Annotated in this window: 21 protein-coding genes; 11 read left to right on the top strand and 10 right to left on the bottom strand. The window is 69.1% G+C overall.

Features of this window, described 5'->3' with window-relative positions:
* Positions 1–52: 52 nt before the first annotated feature.
* The 3 genes from ACV22V_RS13075 to ACV22V_RS13065 form a co-directional block, all read right to left on the bottom strand.
* Positions 53–3,625 (bottom strand): indolepyruvate ferredoxin oxidoreductase family protein, encoded by a 3,573-nt coding sequence (locus ACV22V_RS13075; RefSeq protein WP_448014128.1) that lies wholly within the window; start codon positions 3,623–3,625, stop codon positions 53–55.
* A gap of 1,855 nt (positions 3,626–5,480) precedes the next feature.
* Positions 5,481–5,615: a hypothetical protein gene (locus ACV22V_RS13070; protein ID WP_448014127.1), complete on the bottom strand. Its 135-nt coding sequence runs from the start codon at positions 5,613–5,615 to the stop codon at positions 5,481–5,483.
* Positions 5,612–6,169 (bottom strand): sugar O-acetyltransferase, encoded by a 558-nt coding sequence (locus ACV22V_RS13065; protein ID WP_448014126.1) that lies wholly within the window; start codon positions 6,167–6,169, stop codon positions 5,612–5,614. The genes ACV22V_RS13070 and ACV22V_RS13065 overlap by 4 nt, the downstream gene beginning before the upstream one ends.
* Before the next feature lie 382 nt (positions 6,170–6,551).
* On the opposite strand from ACV22V_RS13065, the gene ACV22V_RS13060 reads away from it, so the two are divergent.
* Complete coding sequence (locus ACV22V_RS13060; protein ID WP_059523931.1) at positions 6,552–7,166, top strand: glutathione S-transferase family protein; 615 nt, start codon at positions 6,552–6,554, stop codon at positions 7,164–7,166.
* Between the two features lie 74 nt (positions 7,167–7,240).
* Here the strand turns inward: ACV22V_RS13060 and ACV22V_RS13055 are convergent, their stop codons facing one another.
* Both ACV22V_RS13055 and ACV22V_RS13050 read right to left on the bottom strand, forming a co-directional pair.
* Positions 7,241–8,209 carry an ion channel gene (locus tag ACV22V_RS13055; RefSeq protein ID WP_448014124.1) on the bottom strand — a complete coding sequence of 323 codons (969 nt, stop codon included), beginning with the start codon at positions 8,207–8,209 and terminating at the stop codon, positions 7,241–7,243.
* A gap of 156 nt (positions 8,210–8,365) precedes the next feature.
* The gene (locus ACV22V_RS13050) at positions 8,366–9,385 is read right to left on the bottom strand and encodes a sulfate ABC transporter substrate-binding protein (RefSeq protein WP_448014122.1); all 1,020 of its coding nucleotides are present in this window, start codon (positions 9,383–9,385) and stop codon (positions 8,366–8,368) included.
* A 452-nt stretch (positions 9,386–9,837) separates the two neighbouring features.
* Here ACV22V_RS13050 and dapA point away from each other — a divergent pair, with 452 nt between their 5' ends.
* Positions 9,838–10,731: a 4-hydroxy-tetrahydrodipicolinate synthase gene (gene dapA, locus ACV22V_RS13045; RefSeq protein WP_448014120.1), complete on the top strand. Its 894-nt coding sequence runs from the start codon at positions 9,838–9,840 to the stop codon at positions 10,729–10,731.
* A gap of 92 nt (positions 10,732–10,823) precedes the next feature.
* Here dapA and ACV22V_RS13040 read toward each other — a convergent pair whose 3' ends face one another.
* The 3 genes from ACV22V_RS13040 to ACV22V_RS13030 form a co-directional block, all read right to left on the bottom strand.
* Positions 10,824–11,165 carry a type II toxin-antitoxin system VapC family toxin gene (locus ACV22V_RS13040; RefSeq protein ID WP_448014119.1) on the bottom strand — a complete coding sequence of 114 codons (342 nt, stop codon included), beginning with the start codon at positions 11,163–11,165 and terminating at the stop codon, positions 10,824–10,826.
* Complete coding sequence (locus ACV22V_RS13035) at positions 11,165–11,374, bottom strand: hypothetical protein (RefSeq protein ID WP_059691391.1); 210 nt, start codon at positions 11,372–11,374, stop codon at positions 11,165–11,167. The genes ACV22V_RS13040 and ACV22V_RS13035 overlap by 1 nt, the downstream gene beginning before the upstream one ends.
* 104 nt (positions 11,375–11,478) lie before the next feature.
* Positions 11,479–12,525: a LysR substrate-binding domain-containing protein gene (locus tag ACV22V_RS13030; protein ID WP_448014117.1), complete on the bottom strand. Its 1,047-nt coding sequence runs from the start codon at positions 12,523–12,525 to the stop codon at positions 11,479–11,481.
* A 108-nt stretch (positions 12,526–12,633) separates the two neighbouring features.
* On the opposite strand from ACV22V_RS13030, the gene ACV22V_RS13025 reads away from it, so the two are divergent.
* Entirely contained in the window at positions 12,634–13,890 is a 1,257-nt protein-coding gene (locus ACV22V_RS13025) for an MFS transporter (protein ID WP_448014116.1), read from the top strand.
* Between the two features lie 97 nt (positions 13,891–13,987).
* Here ACV22V_RS13025 and ACV22V_RS13020 read toward each other — a convergent pair whose 3' ends face one another.
* Positions 13,988–14,626, bottom strand: coding sequence for a glutathione S-transferase family protein (locus ACV22V_RS13020; protein ID WP_059523917.1), 639 nt, complete (start codon positions 14,624–14,626; stop codon positions 13,988–13,990).
* Between the two features lie 114 nt (positions 14,627–14,740).
* Here ACV22V_RS13020 and ACV22V_RS13015 point away from each other — a divergent pair, with 114 nt between their 5' ends.
* The 3 genes from ACV22V_RS13015 (at position 14,741) to ACV22V_RS13005 (ending at position 18,278) form a co-directional block, all read left to right on the top strand.
* Entirely contained in the window at positions 14,741–15,661 is a 921-nt protein-coding gene (locus ACV22V_RS13015) for a LysR substrate-binding domain-containing protein (RefSeq protein WP_059691389.1), read from the top strand.
* Positions 15,662–15,821: 160 nt separating this feature from the next.
* Positions 15,822–16,106: a hypothetical protein gene (locus tag ACV22V_RS13010; protein WP_448014114.1), complete on the top strand. Its 285-nt coding sequence runs from the start codon at positions 15,822–15,824 to the stop codon at positions 16,104–16,106.
* A gap of 51 nt (positions 16,107–16,157) precedes the next feature.
* The gene (locus ACV22V_RS13005) at positions 16,158–18,278 is read left to right on the top strand and encodes a phosphocholine-specific phospholipase C (protein ID WP_059523911.1); all 2,121 of its coding nucleotides are present in this window, start codon (positions 16,158–16,160) and stop codon (positions 18,276–18,278) included.
* A gap of 54 nt (positions 18,279–18,332) precedes the next feature.
* Here ACV22V_RS13005 and ACV22V_RS13000 read toward each other — a convergent pair whose 3' ends face one another.
* Complete coding sequence (locus ACV22V_RS13000; RefSeq protein ID WP_059523910.1) at positions 18,333–18,956, bottom strand: RBBP9/YdeN family alpha/beta hydrolase; 624 nt, start codon at positions 18,954–18,956, stop codon at positions 18,333–18,335.
* 214 nt (positions 18,957–19,170) lie between these two features.
* On the opposite strand from ACV22V_RS13000, the gene ACV22V_RS12995 reads away from it, so the two are divergent.
* From ACV22V_RS12995 to ACV22V_RS12975, 5 genes are read left to right on the top strand one after another with little or no spacing between them, the layout of a single operon-like run.
* On the top strand, positions 19,171–19,608 hold the full coding sequence (locus ACV22V_RS12995) for a VOC family protein (RefSeq protein WP_059599989.1): 438 nt from the start codon (positions 19,171–19,173) through the stop codon (positions 19,606–19,608).
* Positions 19,609–19,612: 4 nt separating this feature from the next.
* Positions 19,613–20,554 carry a 2-hydroxyacid dehydrogenase gene (locus ACV22V_RS12990; RefSeq protein WP_448014112.1) on the top strand — a complete coding sequence of 314 codons (942 nt, stop codon included), beginning with the start codon at positions 19,613–19,615 and terminating at the stop codon, positions 20,552–20,554.
* A gap of 29 nt (positions 20,555–20,583) precedes the next feature.
* Positions 20,584–21,516, top strand: coding sequence for a hydroxymethylglutaryl-CoA lyase (locus tag ACV22V_RS12985; RefSeq protein ID WP_059523908.1), 933 nt, complete (start codon positions 20,584–20,586; stop codon positions 21,514–21,516).
* A 22-nt stretch (positions 21,517–21,538) separates the two neighbouring features.
* Positions 21,539–22,045 (top strand): YbaK/EbsC family protein, encoded by a 507-nt coding sequence (locus ACV22V_RS12980; protein ID WP_059523903.1) that lies wholly within the window; start codon positions 21,539–21,541, stop codon positions 22,043–22,045.
* Positions 22,042–22,248 carry a DUF1289 domain-containing protein gene (locus ACV22V_RS12975; protein ID WP_006762224.1) on the top strand — a complete coding sequence of 69 codons (207 nt, stop codon included), beginning with the start codon at positions 22,042–22,044 and terminating at the stop codon, positions 22,246–22,248. Before ACV22V_RS12980 ends, ACV22V_RS12975 begins: the two co-directional genes overlap by 4 nt.
* Positions 22,249–22,372: the final 124 nt, after the last annotated feature.

The following is a 22,372-nucleotide window of genomic DNA, read 5'->3' as shown; positions in this document are numbered from 1 at the left end:
AAAAAACGGCGACGCGCAGGCGTCGCCGTTTTCACATCCTCGCGTGTTCGCGTCACTTCGCGATCACGACCGGGATTCCCTTCAGCATCCCCGCGCCCTTCATCTCGTCGAGCGCGTGCTGCACGGCCGCGCTCGTCGCCGCGTCGATGCCGAGTTGCAGCGCGAGCTCGCGCTCCGCGCGCTTCACGCCCGCGAGGTTGCGCACCTTCACGTGACCGAAGCCGCGCACGCGGGCGTGAAGATCCGCAAGCTGCGCGACCTGCGCCGCGTTGCCGGCGGTCGTCGCGGCGAGCGCGCGCGTGAGCGTCGTCTCGTAGTCGTCCGCGAGCGCGCGCTCCATCCTGCGCTCGGCGGTGCGGCCGAACGGATCGAGCCACGTGCCGCGCAGGCCGCGCACGCGCGCGAGCGTGCCGAGCACCGGCCACATCCACTGGCCGAACACGCGCTTCTTCGGCGCGCTGCCGTCGCGCCCGGCCTTCGCGACCGTCGGCGGCGCCAGGTTGAACTTCACACGATAGTCCTGCCCCGGCACGCCTTCGAACTGCGCTTCGAGCGCCGTGCGGAACGCGCCGTCCGCATACAGCCGTGCGACCTCGTATTCGTCCTTCACCGCGAGCAGCCGGTAGAACGTCGTCGCGACGGCACGCGTCAGCGCATCGTCGCCCTTCGCGCGCGCCGCGCTCACCAGCGCACGGTAGCGCTCGACGTATCGGGCGCCGCCGTATGCGTCGAGGCGCGCTTCGCGATCGGCGATCAATTCGGCGAGCGTCTCGGGCGCGACCGCCGCGGCCACCGCGTGACGCGCGTTCCACAACGCATCGAGGCCCGCCGCGTCGCCGGCCGCCATCCGGCCGATCGCGAACGCGAGCTTGTTCATCGGCACCGCGACGTTGTTCAGCTCGATCGCGCGCATCATCGCGGCGAGCGACACTGGCACGAGGCCGAGCTGCCATGCGTAGCCGAGCATGAGGATGTTCGCGCCGATCGAATCGCCGAGGAACTTCGCGGCGAGCGCCTGCGCGTCGCAGCTCGACAGGTAGCCTTCACCGGCCGCATGGTGCATTTTTTCGAGCAGCGCATCCGCGTGCAGGTTTGCGTCGGGGTTCTGCACGAACGACGCGTTCGGAATCCGGTGCGTGTTGACGACGATCCGCGTGCGCTCGTGGCGCACCGTCTGCAGCGCCTCGGCGCTCGCGCCGACGACCATGTCGCACGCGAGCAGCACGTCGGCCTGCTGCGTGTCGATGCGCACCTGGTTCAGCCACCGGTCGCTCGACGCGATCCGCACGAACGACAGCACCGAGCCGCCCTTCTGCGCGAAGCCCATGAAGTCGAGCACCGACGCGCTCTTGCCTTCGAGGTGCGCGGCCATGCTGATCAGCGCGCCGACCGTCACGACGCCCGTGCCGCCCACGCCGGTGACGAGCATGTCGTACGGCGCCGCGTCGAGATGCGTCGCGGGCACGGGCAGCGCGTCGACGCGCACGGCGAGCGCCGCCTCGTCGAACGCCGCGCCCGCAGCCTTCTTCAGCGCCGCGCCTTCGACCGTCACGAAACTCGGGCAAAAGCCGTTCACGCACGAGTAGTCCTTGTTGCACGACGACTGGTCGATGCGGCGCTTGCGGCCGAGCGGCGTCTCGAGCGGCTCGACGGACAGGCAGTTCGACTGCACGCCGCAGTCGCCGCAGCCTTCGCACACCGCGTCGTTGATGAACAGGCGTTTGTCCGGGTCGGGAAACTCGCCCTTCTTGCGGCGGCGGCGCTTCTCGGCCGCGCAGGTCTGGTCGTAGATCAGCACGGTGACGCCCGGCGTCTCGCGCAGCTCGCGCTGCACCGCGTCGAGCTCGCTGCGGTGATGGAACGTCGTGCCCTTCGGGAACAGGCCGTGATGGCCGTCGTACTTCTCCGGTTCGTCGGACACCACGACGAAGCGCGACACGCCTTCCGCCTCGACCTGCCGCGCGATCTGCGGCACCGAGATGCTGCCGTCGACCGGCTGGCCGCCCGTCATCGCGACCGCATCGTTGTAGAGGATCTTGTACGTGATGTTCGCTTTCGCGGCGACCGCCTGGCGGATCGCGAGAATGCCCGAATGGAAGTAGGTGCCGTCGCCGAGGTTCTGGAACACGTGCTTCGTGTTGGTGAACATCGCGTGCGCGGCCCAGTCGACGCCCTCGCCGCCCATCTGGATCAGCCCCGTCGTGTCGCGCTCCATCCACGACGCCATGAAGTGGCAGCCGATGCCGGCCTGCGCGATCGAGCCTTCCGGCACCTTCGTCGACGTGTTGTGCGGGCAGCCCGAGCAGAAGTACGGCGTGCGCTTCACCGCGTCCGCCTCGTTCGACAGGATCTGCGGCGCGACGAGATCGACGACGCGCTCGCGGCGATCGAGCGCCGGCTTGTGACGCGCGAGCCAGGTGGCGAACACCGGCAGAATGCGCGACGGGCGCAGTTCGCCGAGCTCGGACAGCAGGCACGCGCCTTCGGCATCGTGCTTGCCGAGCACGCGCGGGCGCGCACCGTCCGCGCGGTTGTACAGGTAGTCCTTGATCTGCTGCTCGATCACCGGGCCCTTCTCTTCGATGACGAGCACTTCCGACAGGCCGTCGACGAAGGTTTCGATCCGCGTCATCTCGAGCGGATACGACAGGCCGACCTTGTAGATCCGCACGCCGGCCGCTTCCAGGTCGGCGACGGTGAGGTCGAGCCGGCGCAGCGCTTCCATCAGGTCGAGGTGCGCCTTGCCGCACGTGACGATGCCGACGTTCGCGTGCGCGCTCGGCGCGATCCACTTGTCGATGCTGTTGGTGCGCGCGAAATGGCGCACCGCGTCGAGCTTCGCCGCGAGACGCGCCTCGATCGTGAGGCTCGGCAGGTCGGGCCAGCGGTTGTGCAGGCCGCCCGCCGGCGGCGTGAAGCCCGCCGGCGCCGGCCATTGCGTCTGCAGCGCGTCGAGATCGACGGTCGAGCCCGACTCGACGGTCTCCGAGATCGCCTTGAAGCCGACCCACGCCCCCGAGAAGCGCGACAGCGCCCAGCCGTACAGGCCGAACTCGAGCATGTCGGCGATGTTCGACGGGTTCACGACCGGCATGTGCCACGCGATCATCGCGAAGTCGCTCTGGTGCGGCATCGACGACGACACGCAGCCGTGGTCGTCGCCCGCCACCACCAGCACGCCGCCGTGCGGCGACGAACCATATGCGTTGCCGTGCTTCAGCGCGTCGCCGGCGCGGTCGACGCCGGGGCCCTTGCCGTACCACATCGCATACACGCCATCGACGGTGCGCTCCGGGTCGGCCTCGACGCGCTGCGTGCCGAGCACCGCCGTGCCGCCGAGTTCCTCGTTGATCGCGGGCAGGAAGCGCACGCCGCTGCCGTCGAGCAGTTTCTTCGCCTTCCACAGCTGCTGGTCGACCATCCCGAGCGGCGAGCCGCGGTAGCCGCTGACGAAGCCGGCCGTGTTCAGGCCCTGCGCGGTGTCGGACGCGCGCTGCATCAGCAACAGGCGCACCAGCGCCTGCGTGCCGGTCAGGAAGATCCGGCCGCGCGTGGCGGTCAGGTTGTCGGTCAGGCGGTAGTCGGACAGAGCGGGCGTGCCGTCGACGGGCAGTCGGGCGGTCATGGGGATGTCTCCTGATTGTGTGTTCTATGCCGTGCACCGGGGCGTCGGGCGACGCCGGCCAGGGAGCAACTGGATGGCTCTATTTTTTCGCGGGAAGGCGAGAAAGTTTTTTCTCATCTTGCTCGGGCGACGCCGGAGTGAGAAAAACTGCGCAGGTTTTGGCCGGGAATTGAGTGAGTTTTCGCGCGGGGTGGCGGACGGCTTCCGGAGGCGCATCGGCGTGGGCGAAGCGGTTGCGTCGAAAACGCGGGGACGTGCGGGAGGCGGCCCGCGGGCCCGGCGGTGGGCGCTCGCGGGCCGTGCGGCAAGGGTTTGCGCGGCGGAACGGGCGCGTCCTCACCCGTCGGATGCACAGCGTTCGGATTGGTCGCGGATGCCGGATGTCCACAATGCCGGGGGCCGCGGGCTGCGGGCGAAGCGGTTTGGCGTGCTCACCGGTCGATTGCACAGGGTTTCGAGTCGCGTCGAAGGCCGGATGTCCACACCTCGATCGCTCCACGGTTCAGGCGGATGCCGACGCTCACCGTTGAAATTCACAGCGCGACGAGTCGATGCCGGCGGGAGATATCCACACCGCCGGATTCCCGCCCGGCCACTGCGACGTTCGCTCTCACCTGTCGGATGCACAGATTTGCGAGTCGATTCGGCGGTGCGATATCCACACCGCTGTCCGCGCTCGCGTTGCTCGGGAGCGGCGGTCCGGTCGTCACGGCAATGCAGGCATGGGTGCGGCGGGCTCGCGTCGGGTGCCGGCTTCTCGCGGATAGGCGTCTCTGCGCGAGCACTGGCGCGGCTTTGGCGTTCACCGGAACATGCCGTCGCGCAGTCGAACGCGGCGCAGATCCGCGTGTGGATATCGTCGCCACCAGACACTAAAAACCCTGTGAATTTCGATGGTGAGCGCCGGCACGCGACCGAGCGAATATGCCGATTCAGGTGTGGACAGCCCACCTCGCGACGAATCGAAACGCTGTGAAATTCGACGGTGAGCGACGGCCCTCGATCGAAAAAGCGCGCCGATCCCGGTGTGAAAAGCGCGATCCACGACCACTCGAAACGCTGTGAATTCCGATGGTGAGCGGCAGGATGGCGATCGAGCAAGGACGCCGATCCGGGTGTGGATAGCCCGACCCACGACCACTCGAAACGCTGTGAAATTCAACGGTGAGCGTCGGCACGGTGTCGCACGCAGTCGCCGATTCAGCCGTGAACAGCGGTGCCCGCAACCCCGCCGAGGCCCGTCGGTCGGGGCTCGCACCGACATGGCCGAGCCGTACGCGCCCGCGCTCACCGCTGAAATACACAGCACGTCGACTGGATTCGGCGACCAGATATCCACATCGCGGCACATACTCGAATGAAACGCGCGATCACGAGTGCGGTTAGAATGCGCGACCCTCGAAGCCGCGATCGACGATCACGAACAAGCGCGCAAGCCGACACCCGGTTCGGCCGGGCGCGACGCTCACCATTGAAATACACAGCGCTTCGAGTGAATCGCGCGGCAGGATATCCACACCGCGATAACGCGTGCGGAGCTATCGCCGATCCGCGCGCGCCGTTAGAATGCGCGGCGTTCCGGATTTCGCGCGACGCCCGGAAATCCGCACCCGGCAAGCCTCACGCGCAATCGGTCGACGGCGCTCACCGTTCGAGGGCACAGCTTTTTTCGTCGTCGGGAGCCCGGTTGTCCACACCCTGCCCCGCGCATCCGGTCGCACGACGTCGCACTCACCGGTGGAATGCACAGCATGCCGAGTGGTTTCGAGGCCGGGATATCCACAACCGGCCCGGCGCGAACATTTTCCGCCGGCACATCGGCAACGTCGGCTCCTGCCCCTGCCAGCGATCGGCGTCACATGCCGGAAAGCCCCGCCAATTCGACCTCCGGGTGCTCGCTCACCGTTCGAATCCACAGCATTTCGAGTGAACGGCTCAGCCGGTTGTCCACATTCGCTGCGCAGCGGGCCGCACCCGCAAGCGCCGTCATTCGGCAATCGAACGGATGATCCGCGCCGGGTTTCCGCCGACCAGCGTATTCGGCGGAACGTCGCGCGTCACGACGGAACCCGCGCCGACGACCGCGTTCTCGCCAACCGTCACGCCGCCGATGATCGTCGCGCCCGCGCCGATCCATACGTTGCGGCCGATCGCGATCGGCCGGGCGACGACGGCGTCGCGTCGGCGGGACGGCTCGACCGGATGACCCGACGTGATGAGACTGACGTTCGGGCCGATCATCACGTCGTCGCCGATGTCGAGGCCACCGAGGTCGTAGAACGTGCAGTTCTGGTTGACGAACACGTTGCGGCCGATCCGCGTATCGGCGCCACCCGTCGCATAGAACGGCGGGATCAGCAGGAAGCCGTCGTCCAACGGCTTGCCGATCAGTTCTCCGAACAATGAGCGGACTTCGTCCGCATCGTCGAAGGTCAGACGGTTGAGCCGCGCGGTGATCGCCATCGTCCGCTTGAGCTCCGCGCGCATCGCGGCCGATTCCGGCGTGCGTCGCGGAATGATCGTGGTGCGATCGTCGTTCGCCATTCGTTGCTGTTCTCCGTGCGCGATCGCACCGGCACGCTGCGCATCACGCAGCACCTGACTCGCCGAATGCGATCGCCTGGCCTGACTTCAATCTCTCGGTCGCCCCGCGCGGGGTGACCGGGTTTTCGTGTTTCGCGCGCGGTCGACGAATGTCGTCCGGGCTCGCGCGCCCCGTCACCGATGCTGCCGCCTCGGCCGGGCGCCCACACATCAATTCACAACTAGTAAATCAATAACTAGTTATTTCATGAACTTCGGCGGCACCGGGCTTTGCGGGAAATTCGTTACCCGCTTCCGCCTTTCGCCCCTGTCCGAACCTCTCCCGCTCGGGTACGCTTGAGCATCCACCGAACCGACACGCACACCGAGACGCGGAGGCGCGATGAAGCTCTACTACTGGCCGAAGACCCGGGCATTCCGGGCGCTGTGGATGCTGGAGGAAATCGGCGCCGTCTACGAGCTCGTGCCGATCGACCTGCATTCGCACGAACAGGGCAGCGACGCGTTCGTCCAGGTCAATCCGATGGCCAAGCTGCCCGCGCTCGACGACGGCGGCGAACCGTTCGCCGAATCCGGCGCCGTGCTGCTCTATCTCGCCGATCGCTGCCCGGACGCCGGGCTCGGCATCGCGCCGGACGATCCGCTGCGCGGCCGCTTCCTGCAATGGATGTTCTTCACGCCCACCTGCCTCGAACCCGCGATGGCCGAGAAATTCACCGGTGCGTCGGGCAATCCCGTCGCCTTCGGCTGGGGCAACATCACGCGCGTGCAGCGTGCGCTCGCGCAAACGCTCGCCCACAGCCGCTGGCTCGTCGGCGATCATTTCACCGCGGCCGACCTGCTGCTCGCCAGCACGCTGAAGATCGCGTTCGACGCGCACCTGCTGCCGCACGAAGGCGTGCTCGGCGACTATGTCGCGCGCGCCGAGGATCGCGACGGCCATCGCCGCGCGGTCGCGGTCGAACAGCGGGAAGCGGCGCGTCTGCTGCATGCGTGACGCATGAACGGCACGGCATTCGATCGCGGCTGCCGCGACCGAATGCCGGCGCCGGTTCGCGCCGCTCGCCAGTGTCATGCAGCCGGCCCGGGCGCCTGCGTCGCCGCATCGGCCCCGACCACCACGCCCGGCGAGCCCCGCTCGTCCGTATCGGCGTCGACCGGCACGATTTCGTGAAAATGCGTGTAGTCGATGTGCGTGATGCCGCCTTCGTCGTGCATCAGGTCGACATAACGGTGACGCCAGCGGATTTCCGCATGCGCCCATGAGTAGCGCGCCTGCATGACTTGCGCGGTCGTCTCGTCGGAACCTTCGATGGTGATCAGCAGCGACGCGTCGTGCGCGGCGAGCGACTCGGCGGTTTCACCGAACAGCGGGCTCGTTTCGTCGATCACGTGCATCAGGTTCCAGCCGAGCAGGAAGATCGGATGCTCGCTGCGCACGAGCGGCAGGTCGTGGATCTTGCGCAGCGTATAGCCCTCGTGCGTGCCTTCCAGGCGCATCAGCCGCAGTTTTGCCTGCGCTTCGGCGATCACGTTCTGGCGCGCATTCGCGGCCCGCACCATCAGCGTCATCTGCCCGTTCAGCGGGCGCACGATCGCGTAACGCGCGAACAGGATCTTCGCCTGCGGCCGCGAGAAGCGCGCGAACACGAGGCCGGTCGCCAGCGCGATGCCCGACATCCCGATGAAGATCTCGAAGGTCGAGACGAGGTGCGCGTAGACGGTCTGCGGATGCATGTCGCCGTAGCCGACCGTCGCGAGCGTCTCGACGCTGAAGAAGAACGCGCCGACGAACCCGGGCGGCGACTGGTTCGCGATCGGCGCGTGGCCGAGCAGGTAAAGCGTCGCGAAGCCGCCGTTGAGCAGCAGGAACAGCACCGCGAGCGACAGGAAGAATACGGGCCAGCTCACCGTCAGCGCACGGTGATAGAGGTCGCGCCAGCCGAGCGGCGGCATCCCGTATGCAACCACGGGGCGGGTGCCCGACCAGATCTTGCGGCCGCGGCCGCGGGAAGCTGGGGAGGACGGATCGTCGTTCATCGCGCGAGGCCTGAAGCAGGAAGGCGATGAGCGTAGCACGCGAAGGCGGCGGCCGGGGATGCGGCGCAGGCTTTTCGCCTGAGGCGCAAAAAGCCGGCCGCATGGGCGGCCGGTTTCGTGGTCGTCCCGCCGGCACGCGCGCGGCGTGCGGCGTACTTACTTGCGGTCGACGATCACGCGGTCGAACGTGCCGCCGTCGGCAAAGTGGGTCTTCTGCGCGTTCGCCCAGCTGCCGAAAACCTGCTCGACGCTGAACGTCTTCAGCGGCTTGAACTCGGCCGCATGCTTCTTCAGCACGTTCGCGTCGCGCGGACGCAGATGGTGCCGCGCGATGATCTCCTGCGCCTGCGGCGTGTACAGGTAGTCGAGATACGCCTGCGCGACCTTGCGCGTGCCCTTCTTGTCGACGACCTTGTCGACGACGGCGACGGGCGGCTCCGCGAGAATGCTCGCCGACGGGTACACGGCGTCGAATTCCGCCCCCGACGCGCCCGTGTCCATCAGCGCGACCTCGTTCTCGAACGTGACGAGCACGTCGCCGATGCCGAGCTGCGTGAAGGTCGTCGTCGCGCCGCGGCCGCCCGAGTCCAGCACCGGGACGTTGCGGAACACCGCCTTCTCGAAGTCGAGCGCCTGCTGGTCGGTCGCGCCCTTCTGCTTCTGGTAGCCCCACGCGGCGAGATACGCGTAGCGGCCGTTACCCGACGTCTTCGGGTTCGCGATGATCACCTGCACGCCCGGCTTCGCGAGATCGCTCCAGTCATTGATCGCCTTCGGATTGCCCTTGCGCACGAGGAACACCATCGTCGTCGAGTACGGCGAGCTGCCGTCGGGGAAGCGCGCGCGCCAGTCCTTCGGCAGCAGCTGGCCGCGCTCGGCGAGCAGGTCGATGTCGTTCGGCTGGTTCATCGTCACGACGTCGGCCTGCAGCCCCTGCAGCACCGACAGCGCCTGCGCGCTCGACGCGCCGTGCGACTGCTTGATCGTCACGGTTTCGCCTGTCTGCTGCTTGTACGCGGCGGCGAAGCTCGTGTTGATGTCCTTGTACAGCTCGCGCGTCACGTCGTACGACACGTTCAGGATCGACGTGTCCGCGTGCGCGGCCGTTGCCGCCACGACCAGCGCCGCTGCGGCGCCCGTATGCAGCCAGCGGCCGATCCCGTTGATGCTTGCCATCGTGATATGCCCCGTTTCCAGTGGTGGTGAATGTGCGTGACGGCACGCGTACGCGCTGTCATCGAAACGTAAGCGGGCATTCTAGCGGCCGGACGCCGCGCGCTTTCCAATCTGTCGTGCAAAGCAAATCTCGAATTCTGCTAAACGGCGCGCGTCGCTCGCGTACGCGCCGGATCCGATGTTAAGATCGCCGCTCAGCCCATTTCACGGTTCATCCATGTCCGCTGCCCTGCGCTCGCCCTCGATCCTTGCCGCCATCGCGGCCGGTGCGCGCGCGGCCGGGCTGAAACTGAAAAAACGACTCCTCGACTGACGGGGACGTCGCGTCCCGTCAGGCGAATGCCGGACGGGATGCACGCAGGTCGTTTCATTCTCCTTGCTCGCATGCCTCGCTCCGGCGCACCGCCGGCGGAACGGTTCCTTCCCACTCCGTTTCCACCTTGAGGCTTTTCATGCACACACGTTTCGAAGGTATCTGGCTGCCGATCATCACGCCGTTCCACGACGGCGAGGTCGACCACGGTGCGCTCGCGCGGCTCGCGCGTCGCTATGCGGCGGCGGGCATCGCGGGTTTCGTCGCGGGCGCGACGACCGGTGAAGGCGTGCTGCTCGACGCGCGCGAACAGGACGCCGTGTTCGCGACGCTGCGCGATGCCGTGCCCGGCCTGCCGATCGTCGTCGGGCTCACTGCGAGCGCAACGCACTTCGCGGCCGCCCGCGCACGCGAACTCGCCGCGCTGCGACCCGACGGGCTGCTCGTCACGCCGCCCGTCTATGTTCGGCCGACGCAGGACGGAATCCGCCGCCACGTCGAAACGATCGTCGATGCGGCCGACCTGCCGGTCCTCGTCTACAACATCCCGTACCGCACCGGCGTGAACGTCGAACTGGAAACGCTGCAGGCACTCGCGCGCGATCCGCGCGTCGCCGGCATCAAGGAGTGCGGCGGGACGCTCGACCGGATGAGCCGGCTCGTGCACGACACGCCGCTCGCGATCCTCTCCGGCGACGACAACCAGAACTTCGCCGCGCTATGTGCCGGTGCGCACGGCGCGATCGCCAGCAGTGCGCACGTGCTGCCCGAATGGCATGTGCGCATTCACGCGCTGCTGCGCGACGGCCGGCTCGCCGACGCGCGACGGCTGTCGGTCGCGCTGCAGCCGCTCGTCGCGGCCCTGTTCGCGGAGCCGAATCCGGCGCCGGTGAAGGCGGTGCTGGCTGCGCAGGGGTGGTGCGAGGACGGGCTGAGGTTGCCGTTCGTGCCGGCGAGCGAGGGGTTGCAGGAGAGGCTGGCAGCAACGCTTGCTGCACTCGACGAGATCGAGCCGGACATTGCCGTGGCATAGGCAGCGACGCGCTGCGCGGCTCGGCAACCAACGAGTTCTGCACCCGAATTGTTTCAAACAGTCAGAATCACCGACAGGCCGTAGCGTGCAAGCTAGGCGTCGGCCGTCACGAGTTTCAGCGGTTCATGCCGAGCCTGCGCGACGAGCAAGCGATCGAACGGGTCGCGATGATGGTGCGGCAAATCACGCACTGCGGCCCCGTGCACGGCACGAACCGGCAGTTCGCGCACCCCGCTCGTGCCGATCGAGCCGATCAATCGCCCCACGTCGATGTCGAGCTTCCCGAGGCCCGCCTTGATGGCGGCCTCCCAGATGCTCGCACTGCTGACGAAGCGCTCGTCGGCTGCGGAAATCAGTTTGCGCGCCCGCGTGCTCAGCTTCGGGTCATTGGTCACGATCCATAGAAAGATGTGCGTATCGAGCAACAAGCGCATCAGCGTCCCTCGAATGCGTCCAGCAGATAATCCGGCAGCGGTGCATCGAAGTCGTTTGCGATCCAGGCCTGACCTTGCAGGACGCCGAATCGCACCGGCAGCTTCGCCGATTCGACGGGATCGACGGGAATTCCGTCAGCCGGGCTCGATACGTCGCCCAGTTGGGACGAGGCGATCGAACATCCATTAGGCAGCTTCGCGTTTTGCATGATGACCTCCGGTACAGGTGTCCATCACTGTAGTCGGGTTCACCCGATCGTTCCATTCGGCCGATCAGCAGAGGGACGCCGACGCGCTGCCACGAAAGGTTTCGTCACGCCGCCAGCGCCACCCCCTCCCCCGCCGTCGCGTCCCGCACCGCCTGCGTGACGATCCGCGCGAGCCGCTCGACGGTCGGCGTCGCCGACGACGTCCGCCGCAGCAGCATCAACGGCAGGCTCGGCAGCACCGGCAGCCCGGACGCCGCCGCGTCGAGCACGCGCACCGACGCGGGCAGCCCGTAATGCGAGCGCACCGTCAGCCCGAGGCCGGCCGCCGCCGCGGCCCACAACCCGGCCAGGCTCGGCGTCGTGAACGCGACGCGCCACGGCACGTCCGCGCGATCGAGCGCATCGGTCGCCGCGCCGAAGAAGCGGCACGGCCGGTCGAACACGACGAGCGGCAGCGGCTCGCCCGACGCGCGCATCGCACGAAGACACGCGCCGTCGTCGTCGGCCGCATCCGCCGGCCCGTCGCCGTCCGGCATCCCGAAGCCGCTCGCGCCGACCGCCGCGATCCACTGCATCGGCACCTGCGCGATCGCGTCGCTGCCGATGCCCGCGCGCGACACGAGCGTCGCCGACGCCGGATCGCCCCACACGAGCGCGAGATCGAGCTGGTTCGCGTCGAGCCGCTCGAGCAACTCGGCATTGCGCGCGACGCGCGCCTCGATCCTCACCTTCGGATGCGCCCGCGCGAAACGCCCGAGCACGTCCGGCAGGATCGCTTCGCCGAAGTCCTCCTGCAGGCCGACCCGCACCCAGCCGTCGAGATTCACGCCGCGCACCGCCGCGGCCGCTTCGTCGTTCAGCTCGATCATCCGCCGCGCATAGCGCAGCATCGCGTCGCCGGCGTCGGTCAGCGCGAGCCCGCGTCCGGCCTTCACGAACAACGGCGTGCCGGCCTGTTCCTCAAGCTTGCGGATCTGCGCGCTCACCGCCGACGACGAACGCGCGACGCGATCGGCGGCCTTCGCGAAGCTGCCGAGATCCACGCCCGCCACCAGGCTGCGCAACGCCGCGACGTCGAAGTTCGGCCGGGCCAGCGTGGCGTCGGGTGCCGCGAGCGCCGCCGCGCCGTGGGCATTGTCTTGTCCGGACATTTCAATCATCCCGTTTTATCGAATGATTCATCAAAAACTTTCCGATTTTCAGGATGAATGTAGGTCGCCACACTGGCGATGTCAATTTCCCGAACGGGCCCTGTCGCCATGGATACCTCCTGCCTCGCTTCCCCGTCCTCGCCCGCGCACGCCGCGCGCGGCCCGGCCCATCGCTGGCGCGTGCTCGCGGCCGGCGTCGCCGCGAACATGAGCTTTTCCGCGGCCGCGGCCGGCATTCCGACCACCGCCGTGTGGATGCGCTCGGCCTATCACCTCGACAACGGCGCGCTCGGCCTCGTGCTCGGCGCGCTCGGCTTCGGCGTCGCGCTGTCGGAGTTGCCGTGGGGCATCGCCGCCGACCGCTTCGGCGATCGTCGCGTGCTCCTCACGGGCCTCGTCGCGACGGCCGCGATGCTTGCGCTGATGGTGGCCGCGATCGTCCCGACCGCGCACGCGGTGCCGCCGCTCATGCGGGTCGTCGCGGCGATGTGCTGCGTCGGCCTGCTCGGCGGCAGCGTGAACGGATCGAGCGGACGCGCGGTGATGCGCTGGTTCGGCGAGCGCGAACGCGGGCTCGCGATGAGCATCCGCCAGACGGCCGTGCCGCTCGGCGGCGGTGTCGGCGCGGCGCTGCTGCCGTCGCTCGCGTCGCATGCGGGCTTCGCCGCGGTGTACGGCGCGTTGATGCTGCTGTGCGCCGGATCGGCCGCGCTGACGTGGCGCTGGCTGCACGAACCGCCCGACGCGCCGGCCGGCGCGCACCGCCCCGTCACGCAACAGCAGCCGGCCGCGCCCGCGCGCAGCCCGCTTGCGAGCGGCCGCGTGTGGCGCATCGTGCTCGGCATCGGCGCGCTGTGTGCGCCGCAGTTCGCGGTGCTCACGTTCGCGACCGTATTCCTGCACGATTTCGGCCGGCTCGGCCTGGCCGGCATCAGCGCGGCGATGGTCGCGCTGCAGCTCGGCGCGATGGTGATGCGCGTGTGGAGCGGCCGCCATACCGACCGGCACGGCAACCGGCGGGCGTACCTGCGCGGGTCGGTGTGCGTCGCGGCCGGTTCGTTCGCGCTGCTCGCGGCCGCCACCGCCGGCAGCCCGCACGTGCCGCTCGCCGCGATCGTCGCGATCCTCGTGTTCGCCGGCATCTGCGTGTCGGCGTGGCACGGCGTCGCGTATACCGAACTCGCGACGCTCGCGGGCGCGAACCACGCCGGCACCGCGCTCGGGATGGCGAACACGATCGTCTATCTCGGGCTGTTCGCGACGCCGCTCGCGATTCCGCCGCTGCTCGCCGTCAGCTCGTGGAGCGTGGTCTGGCTCGCGGCCGCGCTGATCGCGGCTGCGACCTGGCCGCTGTTCGCGCGGTAACGACCACGATCGCCAGCGCGCGGCACGCGCGGACGCCGTCCCGCTTGCGGCACATGCATTCAGCCCATCGCGCGCATGCCACGAAGTCCGCCCACCGTCATGCCGCCTCGCGCGCCAGCGCACGCCGCGCGGCCGGCCGCTCGGCCTCGCGCTGCGCGTGCGCGGTCCACGCGGGATGCCGCGCCATGTCGAGCCCGATCGCGACGCCCCAGCGATACAGCACCAGCAGGAACGGATCGACGATCGAATGGCCGCCCGGCTCGGCCCACGTGCGTCCGTCGGCGAGCGCGGCTTCGATCGTGGCGTTCGCCGCATCGATCACGTCACGCCCGTGCGCGCTGACCGCACCGTGCAGCGCCGGATCGCCGATGAAGCGCCCCGGCCGCCACAGCGTGCCGTAGCCGACGCCATGCACCCAGCCGACCAGCCAGGCGAGCCATTCGTGACAACGCGCCTCGCGCAGCGGATCGTCAAGCGGCAGCAACCGCGCGTCCGGATGACGGCGCGCGAGATACGTGAGGATCGCGGGCGTTTCGGTCAGCACGCGCGGCTCGCCCGGAATCGCGAGCACGGGCACGCGCGCCTTCGGGTTGATCGCGAGATAACGCGCATCGAGGTTCTGCTGCTCGCGCACGGACACGATCTCGATGTCGAACGGCGCGCCGGTTTCCTCGAGCGCGATGTGAGCGGCGAGCGAACATGCGCCCGGAGAAAGATAGAGACGATAGGCGTTCATGATGGCGTTGCCCGGTGGGCCCCTGTTGAAAGACGGCACCGAGTGTAGGAACGCATCGACCGCCGCCGCAAACGATGAATTGTCGTGCTCGGGCATTAGTGATACTAATGCGCGATGCGACGCATTCACCTTCCCCCGCTGCAGACGTTGCGTGCGTTCGAAGCCGCCGTGCGGCTGCAGAGCTTCACGCGCGCGGCCGACGAACTCGCGCTCACGCAAGGCGCGGTCAGCCAGCACATCCGCGCGCTCGAAGCGCAGCTCGGCCATCCGCTGTTCACGCGCGAGCGCAGCGGCGCGACGCCGACACATGCCGCGCATGCGCTCGTGCTGCAGGTGCGCCAGGGCCTGAGTGTGCTCGAACGCGCGTTCGAGCCGGCGCTCGCCGCGCGCAACCGCCCGCGTACCTGCGACGTCACGCTGAACGTGAGCGTGCTGCCGAGCGTCGCCGAGCGCTGGCTCGTGCCACGCCTGCCGCGCTTCGCGGCCGCGCATCCGCACATCGCGATCGTGCTGCATCCGGACGCGGCGCTCGCGCCGCTGCGCAAGCGCGACCGCATCGACGTCGCGCTGCGCTACGGGCCCGGCAGCTGGCCGGGCGTCGTCGCCGAGAAGCTGATGAACGAGACGGTGTTCCCGGTCGCGAGCCCCGCGTACCGCAATCGCGACGGCATCGCGCCGCGCGCGCCGGCCGATCTCGTGCGCGCGACGCTGCTGCGCCATCCCGCGCAGCCTTGGGAACCGTGGTTCCAGGCCGCGCGGCTCGACCTGACCGAATCCGCGCGCGCGCCGCGCTTCACCGACGCGAACGCATTGATCGACGCGACGCTGAAAGGACGCGGCGTCGCGCTTGCGCGCCGCTCGCTGATCGAACCCGAACTCGCGGCCGGCACGCTCGTGCGCGTGTCGACGGTGCGCGTGACCGACGTGTATGCGCACTACGTGGTGTGGCGCCCCGATCATCCGCGCGAAGCGGCGATCCGTACGTGGCTCGACTGGCTGCGCAGCGAAGTGCGGCGCCGGACGCCGCGCCGCTGACACACGGCGCCCGCCTGCGCGGCGAAGCGCGCGAAAGCATTTAGTCGGCTCGACGAAAGCCGTTCGCGATCATGCTCCGGTCGCAAACGATTCACCGAATCGTCGCATCACACCGGCATACTCGAAAACGTTTCCCGATCCGCCTGCCAGGAGAGAAGTCATGCGTCGCGTTGCCCTCGTCGTCGTTCTATGTGCCGCCACCGTCATCGCCGCCTGCAGCGACGACGCGCCGCACGACGCGCACGCGGCCGACACCTCCCAACAGGCCGGCGCATCGCCCGGCTCCGCGAGCGCGTTCAACAGCGACGCGGGCGCGCACGCCGCCGCGTCCGATGCCGCACCGCTCGCGCCGCCCGTCGTCCACTACCCGCCCGACGATGACGACGACACGAAGCCCGCGGCGAACGCGGGCGCGTCCGGCGTCGCCGCATCGTCGGCGCACTGATCCCGCCGTTCCTGTCCCTGCCCCCCGATCGCAGAACCGAGGTGAAATAACATGACGTCATCCAGCCGCCGCCGTTTCCTGCATACCGTCGCACAATCCGCGGGCGCGGCCGTCGCGCTCAACGCGTTCCCCGAGTCGATCCGCCGCGCGCTCGCGATTCCGGCCGCGCGCGGCACCGGCACGATCCGCGATGTCGAGCACATCGTCGTGTTCATGCAGGAAAACCGTTCGTTCGACCATTACTTCGGACACCTGCGCGGCGTGCGCGGCTACAACGACCGCTTCCCGATCCCGCTGCCGAACGGCAAGCCGGTGTGGTACCAGCCGTCGAAGGAAGATCCGGCGAAGCCCGTGCTGCCGTTCCGGCTCGACACGAAGACGACCAGCGCGCAGTGCCTCGGCGCGCTCGACCACTCGTGGGCGAAAACCCACGCGGCGATCGACGGCGGCCGCTACGACCAGTGGCCCGCGAACAAGACCGACATGACGATGGGCTATCACGTGCGCGAGGACATCCCGTTCCACTACGCGCTCGCCGATGCGTTCACCGTGTGCGACAACTACTTCTGCTCGCTGCCGGGGCCGACGCACCCGAACCGCTCGTACCTGATGACGGGCACGGTCGACCCGACCGGCAAGTTCGGCGGCCCGCTGCTCGACAACGCCGACTACGTCGACGGCGACCTGCCGCCCGCGTATCAGCTGCTGTCGTGGACGACCTTCCCCGAACGGCTCGAGGCGCGCGGCGTGTCGTGGCAGATCTACCAGCAGGGGCTCACGTGGGCCGATCCGTACAACGGCAATTACGGCACGAACATCCTGCAGAACTTCACGAACTTCATCAACGCGAAGCCGGGCTCGTCGCTGTACCAGCGCGCGCAGACGGTGCGCACGCTCGACAACCTGAAGGACGACGTGATCAACGACCGCCTGCCGCAGGTGTCGTGGCTGCTGCCGCCCGCCGTGTTCTCCGAGCACCCGAAATACACGCCGGCATACGGCGCGAACTACACGTCGCAGATCCTCGACGCGCTCACGGCGAATCCGGACGTGTGGGCGAAGACGGTGCTGTTCATCATGTACGACGAGAACGACGGCTTCTTCGATCACGTCGTGCCGCCGCAGCCGCCGACGTCGGCCGCGCAGGGCGCATCGACCGTGACCACCGACGGCGAGCTGCACACGGTCGTGAATCCCGGCCGCGGCGGCAGCTACACGGCCGACGGCCTGCCGTACGGCCTCGGGCCGCGCGTGCCGATGACGGTCGTGTCGCCGTGGTCGAAAGGCGGCTTCGTATGCTCGCAGGTGTTCGACCACACGTCGGTGATCCGCTTCATCGGCGAGCGCTTCGGCGTCGACGAACCGAACATCACGCCGTGGCGCCGGACCGTCTGCGGCGACCTCACCGCCGCGTTCGACTTCCGTTCGTCCGACGCGTCGTTCCCGACGCTGCCCGACACGAGCCAGTACCGCTCGATCGCCGACCAGCAATGCACGTCGCAACCCGCGCCGACCGTGCCCGCGACGCCGTCGCCGATCGATCCGCAGGAACCCGGCGTGCGGCCCGCGCGCGCGCTGCCGTACGAACTGCACGTGAACGCGAGCCTCTACGGCGGCAACACGCTGCGCATCGAGTTCGCGAACCGCGGCAACCAGGGCGCGCACTTCCAGGTGTACGCGACGAACCGCACCGACGGCCCGTGGCGCTACACGGTCGGCGCGCGCCGCGTGCTGCACGCGGACTTCGACCTGACGGAGACGAACGGCGCGTATGCGTTCTCGGTGTACGGGCCGAACGGCTTCGTGCGGATGTTCGCGGGCAACGTGTCGGCCGCGACGGCGCGCCGCCGCAACCATGCGCAGCCGGAAGTGAAGGCCGGCTACGACATCGCGAACGGCAACCTGTACCTGAAGCTGCGCAACCATGGCGCGGGCCACGTGACGCTGACGCTGGCCGACAACGCATACGGCACGCCCGCGCGCCAGGTGACGCTGCACGGCGGCGACGAACACGTCGAGCAATGGGCGCTCGCGTCGAGCCATCACTGGTATGACGTGACGGTGAGCGACGGCGCGAACGGCACGTTCTCGCGCCGCTTCGCGGGCCACGTCGAGAACGGCCGGCCGAGCTACTCGGATCCGGCCGCGGTGCGGCCCGTTTCCGCGTCGTAAGCGCAGCGGCACGGCGGTGCGCGGCCCCGGCCGCGCACCGCGTGCGTGTGAGTGTCAGATCGCGTGCGCGAGCGCGCGGTCGACGAGCGCGGCGTCGAAGCCGTCGTCCGCGTCGCGAAAGCGCAGCGGCGCCGCGCAATGCACCAATGTGTCGATGAAGTACTTCGCGCGCGGCCACGGCCCGAAGCCGGCCGCGGTGTTGATGTGTCCCGCGTCGCCGAGGTTGACGAATGCGCTGCCGAGCCGCCGCGCGAGCGTGCGCGCATCGGCGAGCGGCATCCACGGATCGGTCTCGCTGCCGATCACGATCGACGGCACCGCGAGCCGGCGCGCGTCGAACGGCCCGGCAAAGGTGAATTTCTTCGGACTGGCCGGCGCGACGAACAGCACGCCCGCGACGTCGGCCGTCGGCGGCCATTGCGCGAGCGCATGCGCGGCCGCGAGGCAGCCGAAGCTGTGCGCGGCCAGCACGAACGGGCCGCGCTCGCGGTCGAGCAGCGCGCGTACGGACTGCGCCCAGCGCGCGAGGTCCGGCGCATCCCAGTCGGCCTGTTCGACCCGCAGCGAACGCGGGAACTGCCGCTCCAGCCAGGTCTGCCAGTGGGCGCCTTCGCTGCCGTGCAGGCCCGGAACGGTCACGAGCCGCGGCGGCCACGCCGATTTGCTGCATGCGCGCATGATTGCCCTCGCTTGCTTTGCTTGAAGACGGGATTCGATTGTGGCGTGCCGCGCGCGGCGGCCGAACCAATATTTTGTGCTTTGCTTTTGCGCGGGCCGGCCGCCTCGCGGCGGCGCAACGCGCCACGAAACCGTAGAATGTGGGCTTCCCGCTTGCCTTGCATCGGATCGAACCGGGCGCCGCCGCGCCGGTTCGATCGACAGGAGACGCCCGATGTCCGCTACGCCCGCCGGCGCGCTGCGCCCGTTCCATCTCGCCTTTCCCGTGTCGAGCCTCGCCGGCGCGCGCGCGTTCTACGGCGGCCTGCTCGGCTGCCCCGAAGGCCGCAGCTCGGAACACTGGGTCGACTTCGATTTCTTCGGGCACCAGCTCGTCGCGCACCTCGCGCCGGACGAAACCGGCAAGAGCGCGGTGAACCCGGTCGACGGCGACGACGTGCCCGTGCGCCATTTCGGCGTCGTGCTGTCGATGGATGAATGGCAGGCGCTCGCCGACAAGCTCAAGGCCGCGCACACGCGCTTCGTGATCGAGCCGCACATCCGCTTCAAGGGCGAGGTCGGCGAGCAGGCGACGATGTTCTTCCTCGATCCGTGCGGCAACGCGCTGGAGTTCAAGGCGTTCGCCGACATCGGCCAGCTGTTCGCGAAGTAGGCGCATGAAGATCCTGTTCTACTCGCCGCATCAGGAAGCCGACGCATGGCGCGACGCGATCGCGCGGGCGCTGCCCGAGGCCGAGCTGCGCGCGTGGCAGCCGGGCGACGCGGGCGCCGCCGACTACGCGCTCGTCTGGCGCGCGCCGCGCGAGCTGTTCGCGCCGCGCGACGGCCTGCGCGCGATCTTCAATCTCGGCGCGGGCGTCGACGCGCTGCTCGCGCTCGACCGCGCGCATCCCGGCACGCTGCCGCGCGACGTGCCGCTGGTGCGTCTCGAGGATTCGGGCATGGCGCGGCAGATGATCGAATACGTGACGCACGCGGTGCTGCGCTACCTGCGCCGCTTCGACGAATACGACGCGCTGCAGCGCGAGCGCCGCTGGCAGGTGCTCGAGCCGCATCCGCGCGCGAGTTTCACCGTCGCGGTGCTCGGTCTCGGCGTGCTCGGCGGGCAGGTCGCGCAGGCGCTCGCGGCGCTCGGCCTGCCGGTGCGCGGCTACAGCCGCAGCCCGAAACGGCTCGACGGTGTCGAGACCTTCGCGGGCGACGGCGCGTTCGACGCGTGCATCGACGGCGCGAAGGTGCTCGTGAACCTGCTGCCGAGCACGCGCGATACCGACGGAATCCTGTCGGCACGGACCTTCGCGAGGCTGGCGCCGGGCGCGTACCTGGTGAACGTCGCACGCGGCGCGCATCTCGTCGAGGCCGACCTGCTCGACGCGCTCGCGAGCGGCCGGATCGCCGCCGCGACGCTCGACGTGTTCCAGCACGAGCCGCTGCCCGTCGATCACCCGTTCTGGCACGCGCCGCGCATCACGATCACGCCGCACAGCTCGGCCGAGACGCTGCGCGACGAAGCCGTCGAGCAGATCGCCGGCAAGATCCGCGCGCTCGAGCGCGGCGAGCATGTCGGCGGCATCGTCGACTACGCGCGCGGCTACTGAATTCCGCCTATACCAAACTGGAGACAACCATGACGTTCCCCACCGCCGTCAAGATCGTCGAAGTCGGCCCACGCGACGGGCTGCAGAACGAAAAGACCTTCGTGCCGACCGACGTGAAGATCGCGCTCGTCGACCGGCTGTCGCGCGCCGGCTTCCGCAATATCGAGGCCGCGTCGTTCGTGTCGCCGAAATGGGTGCCGCAGATGGCCGACGGCGCCGACGTGATGGCCGGCATCGAGCGGCGCGCGGGCACCGTGTATTCGGTGCTCACGCCGAACCTCAAGGGCTTCGAGAACGCGCTCGCCGCGCGCGCCGACGAAGTGGTGATCTTCGGCGCGGCGAGCGAGGCGTTCTCGCAGCGGAACATCAACTGCAGCATCGCCGAGAGCATCGCGCGCTTCGAGCCGGTCGCGAAGGCCGCGAAGGATGCCGGCCTGCGGCTGCGCGGCAGCGTGTCGTGCACGCTCGGCTGCCCGTACCAGGGCGAGGTGCCGGTCGCCTCGGTCGTCGACGTCGTCGAACGCTTCGCCGCGCTCGGCTGCGACGAGATCGACATCGCCGACACGATCGGCGTCGGCACGCCGAAGCGCACGCGCGAAGTGCTGTCGGCCGTCACGCGGGTGTTTCCGCGCGAGCGGCTGTCGGGCCACTTCCACGACACCTACGGCCAGGCGCTCGCGAACATCTACGCGGCGCTGTTCGAAGGGATCGAGATCTTTCACGCGTCGGTCGCCGGCCTCGGCGGCTGCCCGTATGCGAAGGGCGCGACCGGCAACGTCGCGACCGAGGACGTGCTGTACCTGATGCAGGGCCTCGGCATCGACACCGGCATCGACCTCGCGCAGGTGGTCGCCGCCGGCGACTTCATCTCCAATGCGATCGGCCGCGCGAACGTGTCGCGCGCCGGTCGCGCACTGCTCGCCAAGGCGCAGAGCGCGGCCGACACGCCGAGCTGCGTCTGACCCCGACACTGACGGATTCTCCATGACGACACCCGCTTCATTCGACTCTCTCCCCGATTCCGCGCGACGCGTCGCGCTGCTGCTGCGCGAACGCGGGCACGCGAAAGGGATCGTGATGCTCGCCGAAACCGGCAAGACTTCCGCCGAAGCCGCGGCCGGGCTCGGCTGCGAGGTCGCGCAGATCGCGAAGTCGATCCTGTTTCGCCGCGAATCGGACGGCCTGCCGGTGCTCGTCGTCGCGAGCGGCGCGAACCGCGTCGACGAGAAGAAGGTCGCCGCGCAAGTGGGCGCGGTCGGCCGCGCCGATGCGAAGTTCGTGCGCGACAACACCGGCTACGCGATCGGCGGCGTCTGCCCGATCGGCCATCTCGTCGAACCGGTCACGCTGATCGACGCCGACCTGCTCGAACTGGACAGCCTGTGGGCGGCCGCCGGCCATCCGCACGCGGTGTTCAACCTGTCGCCGCAGGAACTCGTCTCGCTGACCGGCGCGCCGGTCGCCGACGTCGCGCTGCGCAACGACGCATGAGCGACGTGCCGGTACCGGTCGGCACGGTCGCGTCGCCGTGCACCGACGTATGCAGGATCGATCCGCGCACCGACTGGTGCGCGGGCTGCCTGCGCACGCGCGACGAGATCAAGGGATGGCGCGCGTCGGACGACGACGCGAGGCGCGCGTTGCTCGCCCGGCTCGACGCGCGGCGGCGCCTGCTCGCGCGGAGCGGCGCATAAAAATGTCCGGACGTGAGTGTCGTCCAAGAACAGGACCATCCGCGCCGCTACCGCACGATAACGACCATGACACTCGCTAACCTTGGCATTACCCGGCATCGAACTCAAAAAAATCGTGTGCAGC

This window comes from Burkholderia sp. AW33-5 (assembly GCF_053427615.1).
Note: the sequence above shows the minus strand (reverse complement) of the source record. Positions and strands in the feature narration are given on the sequence as shown.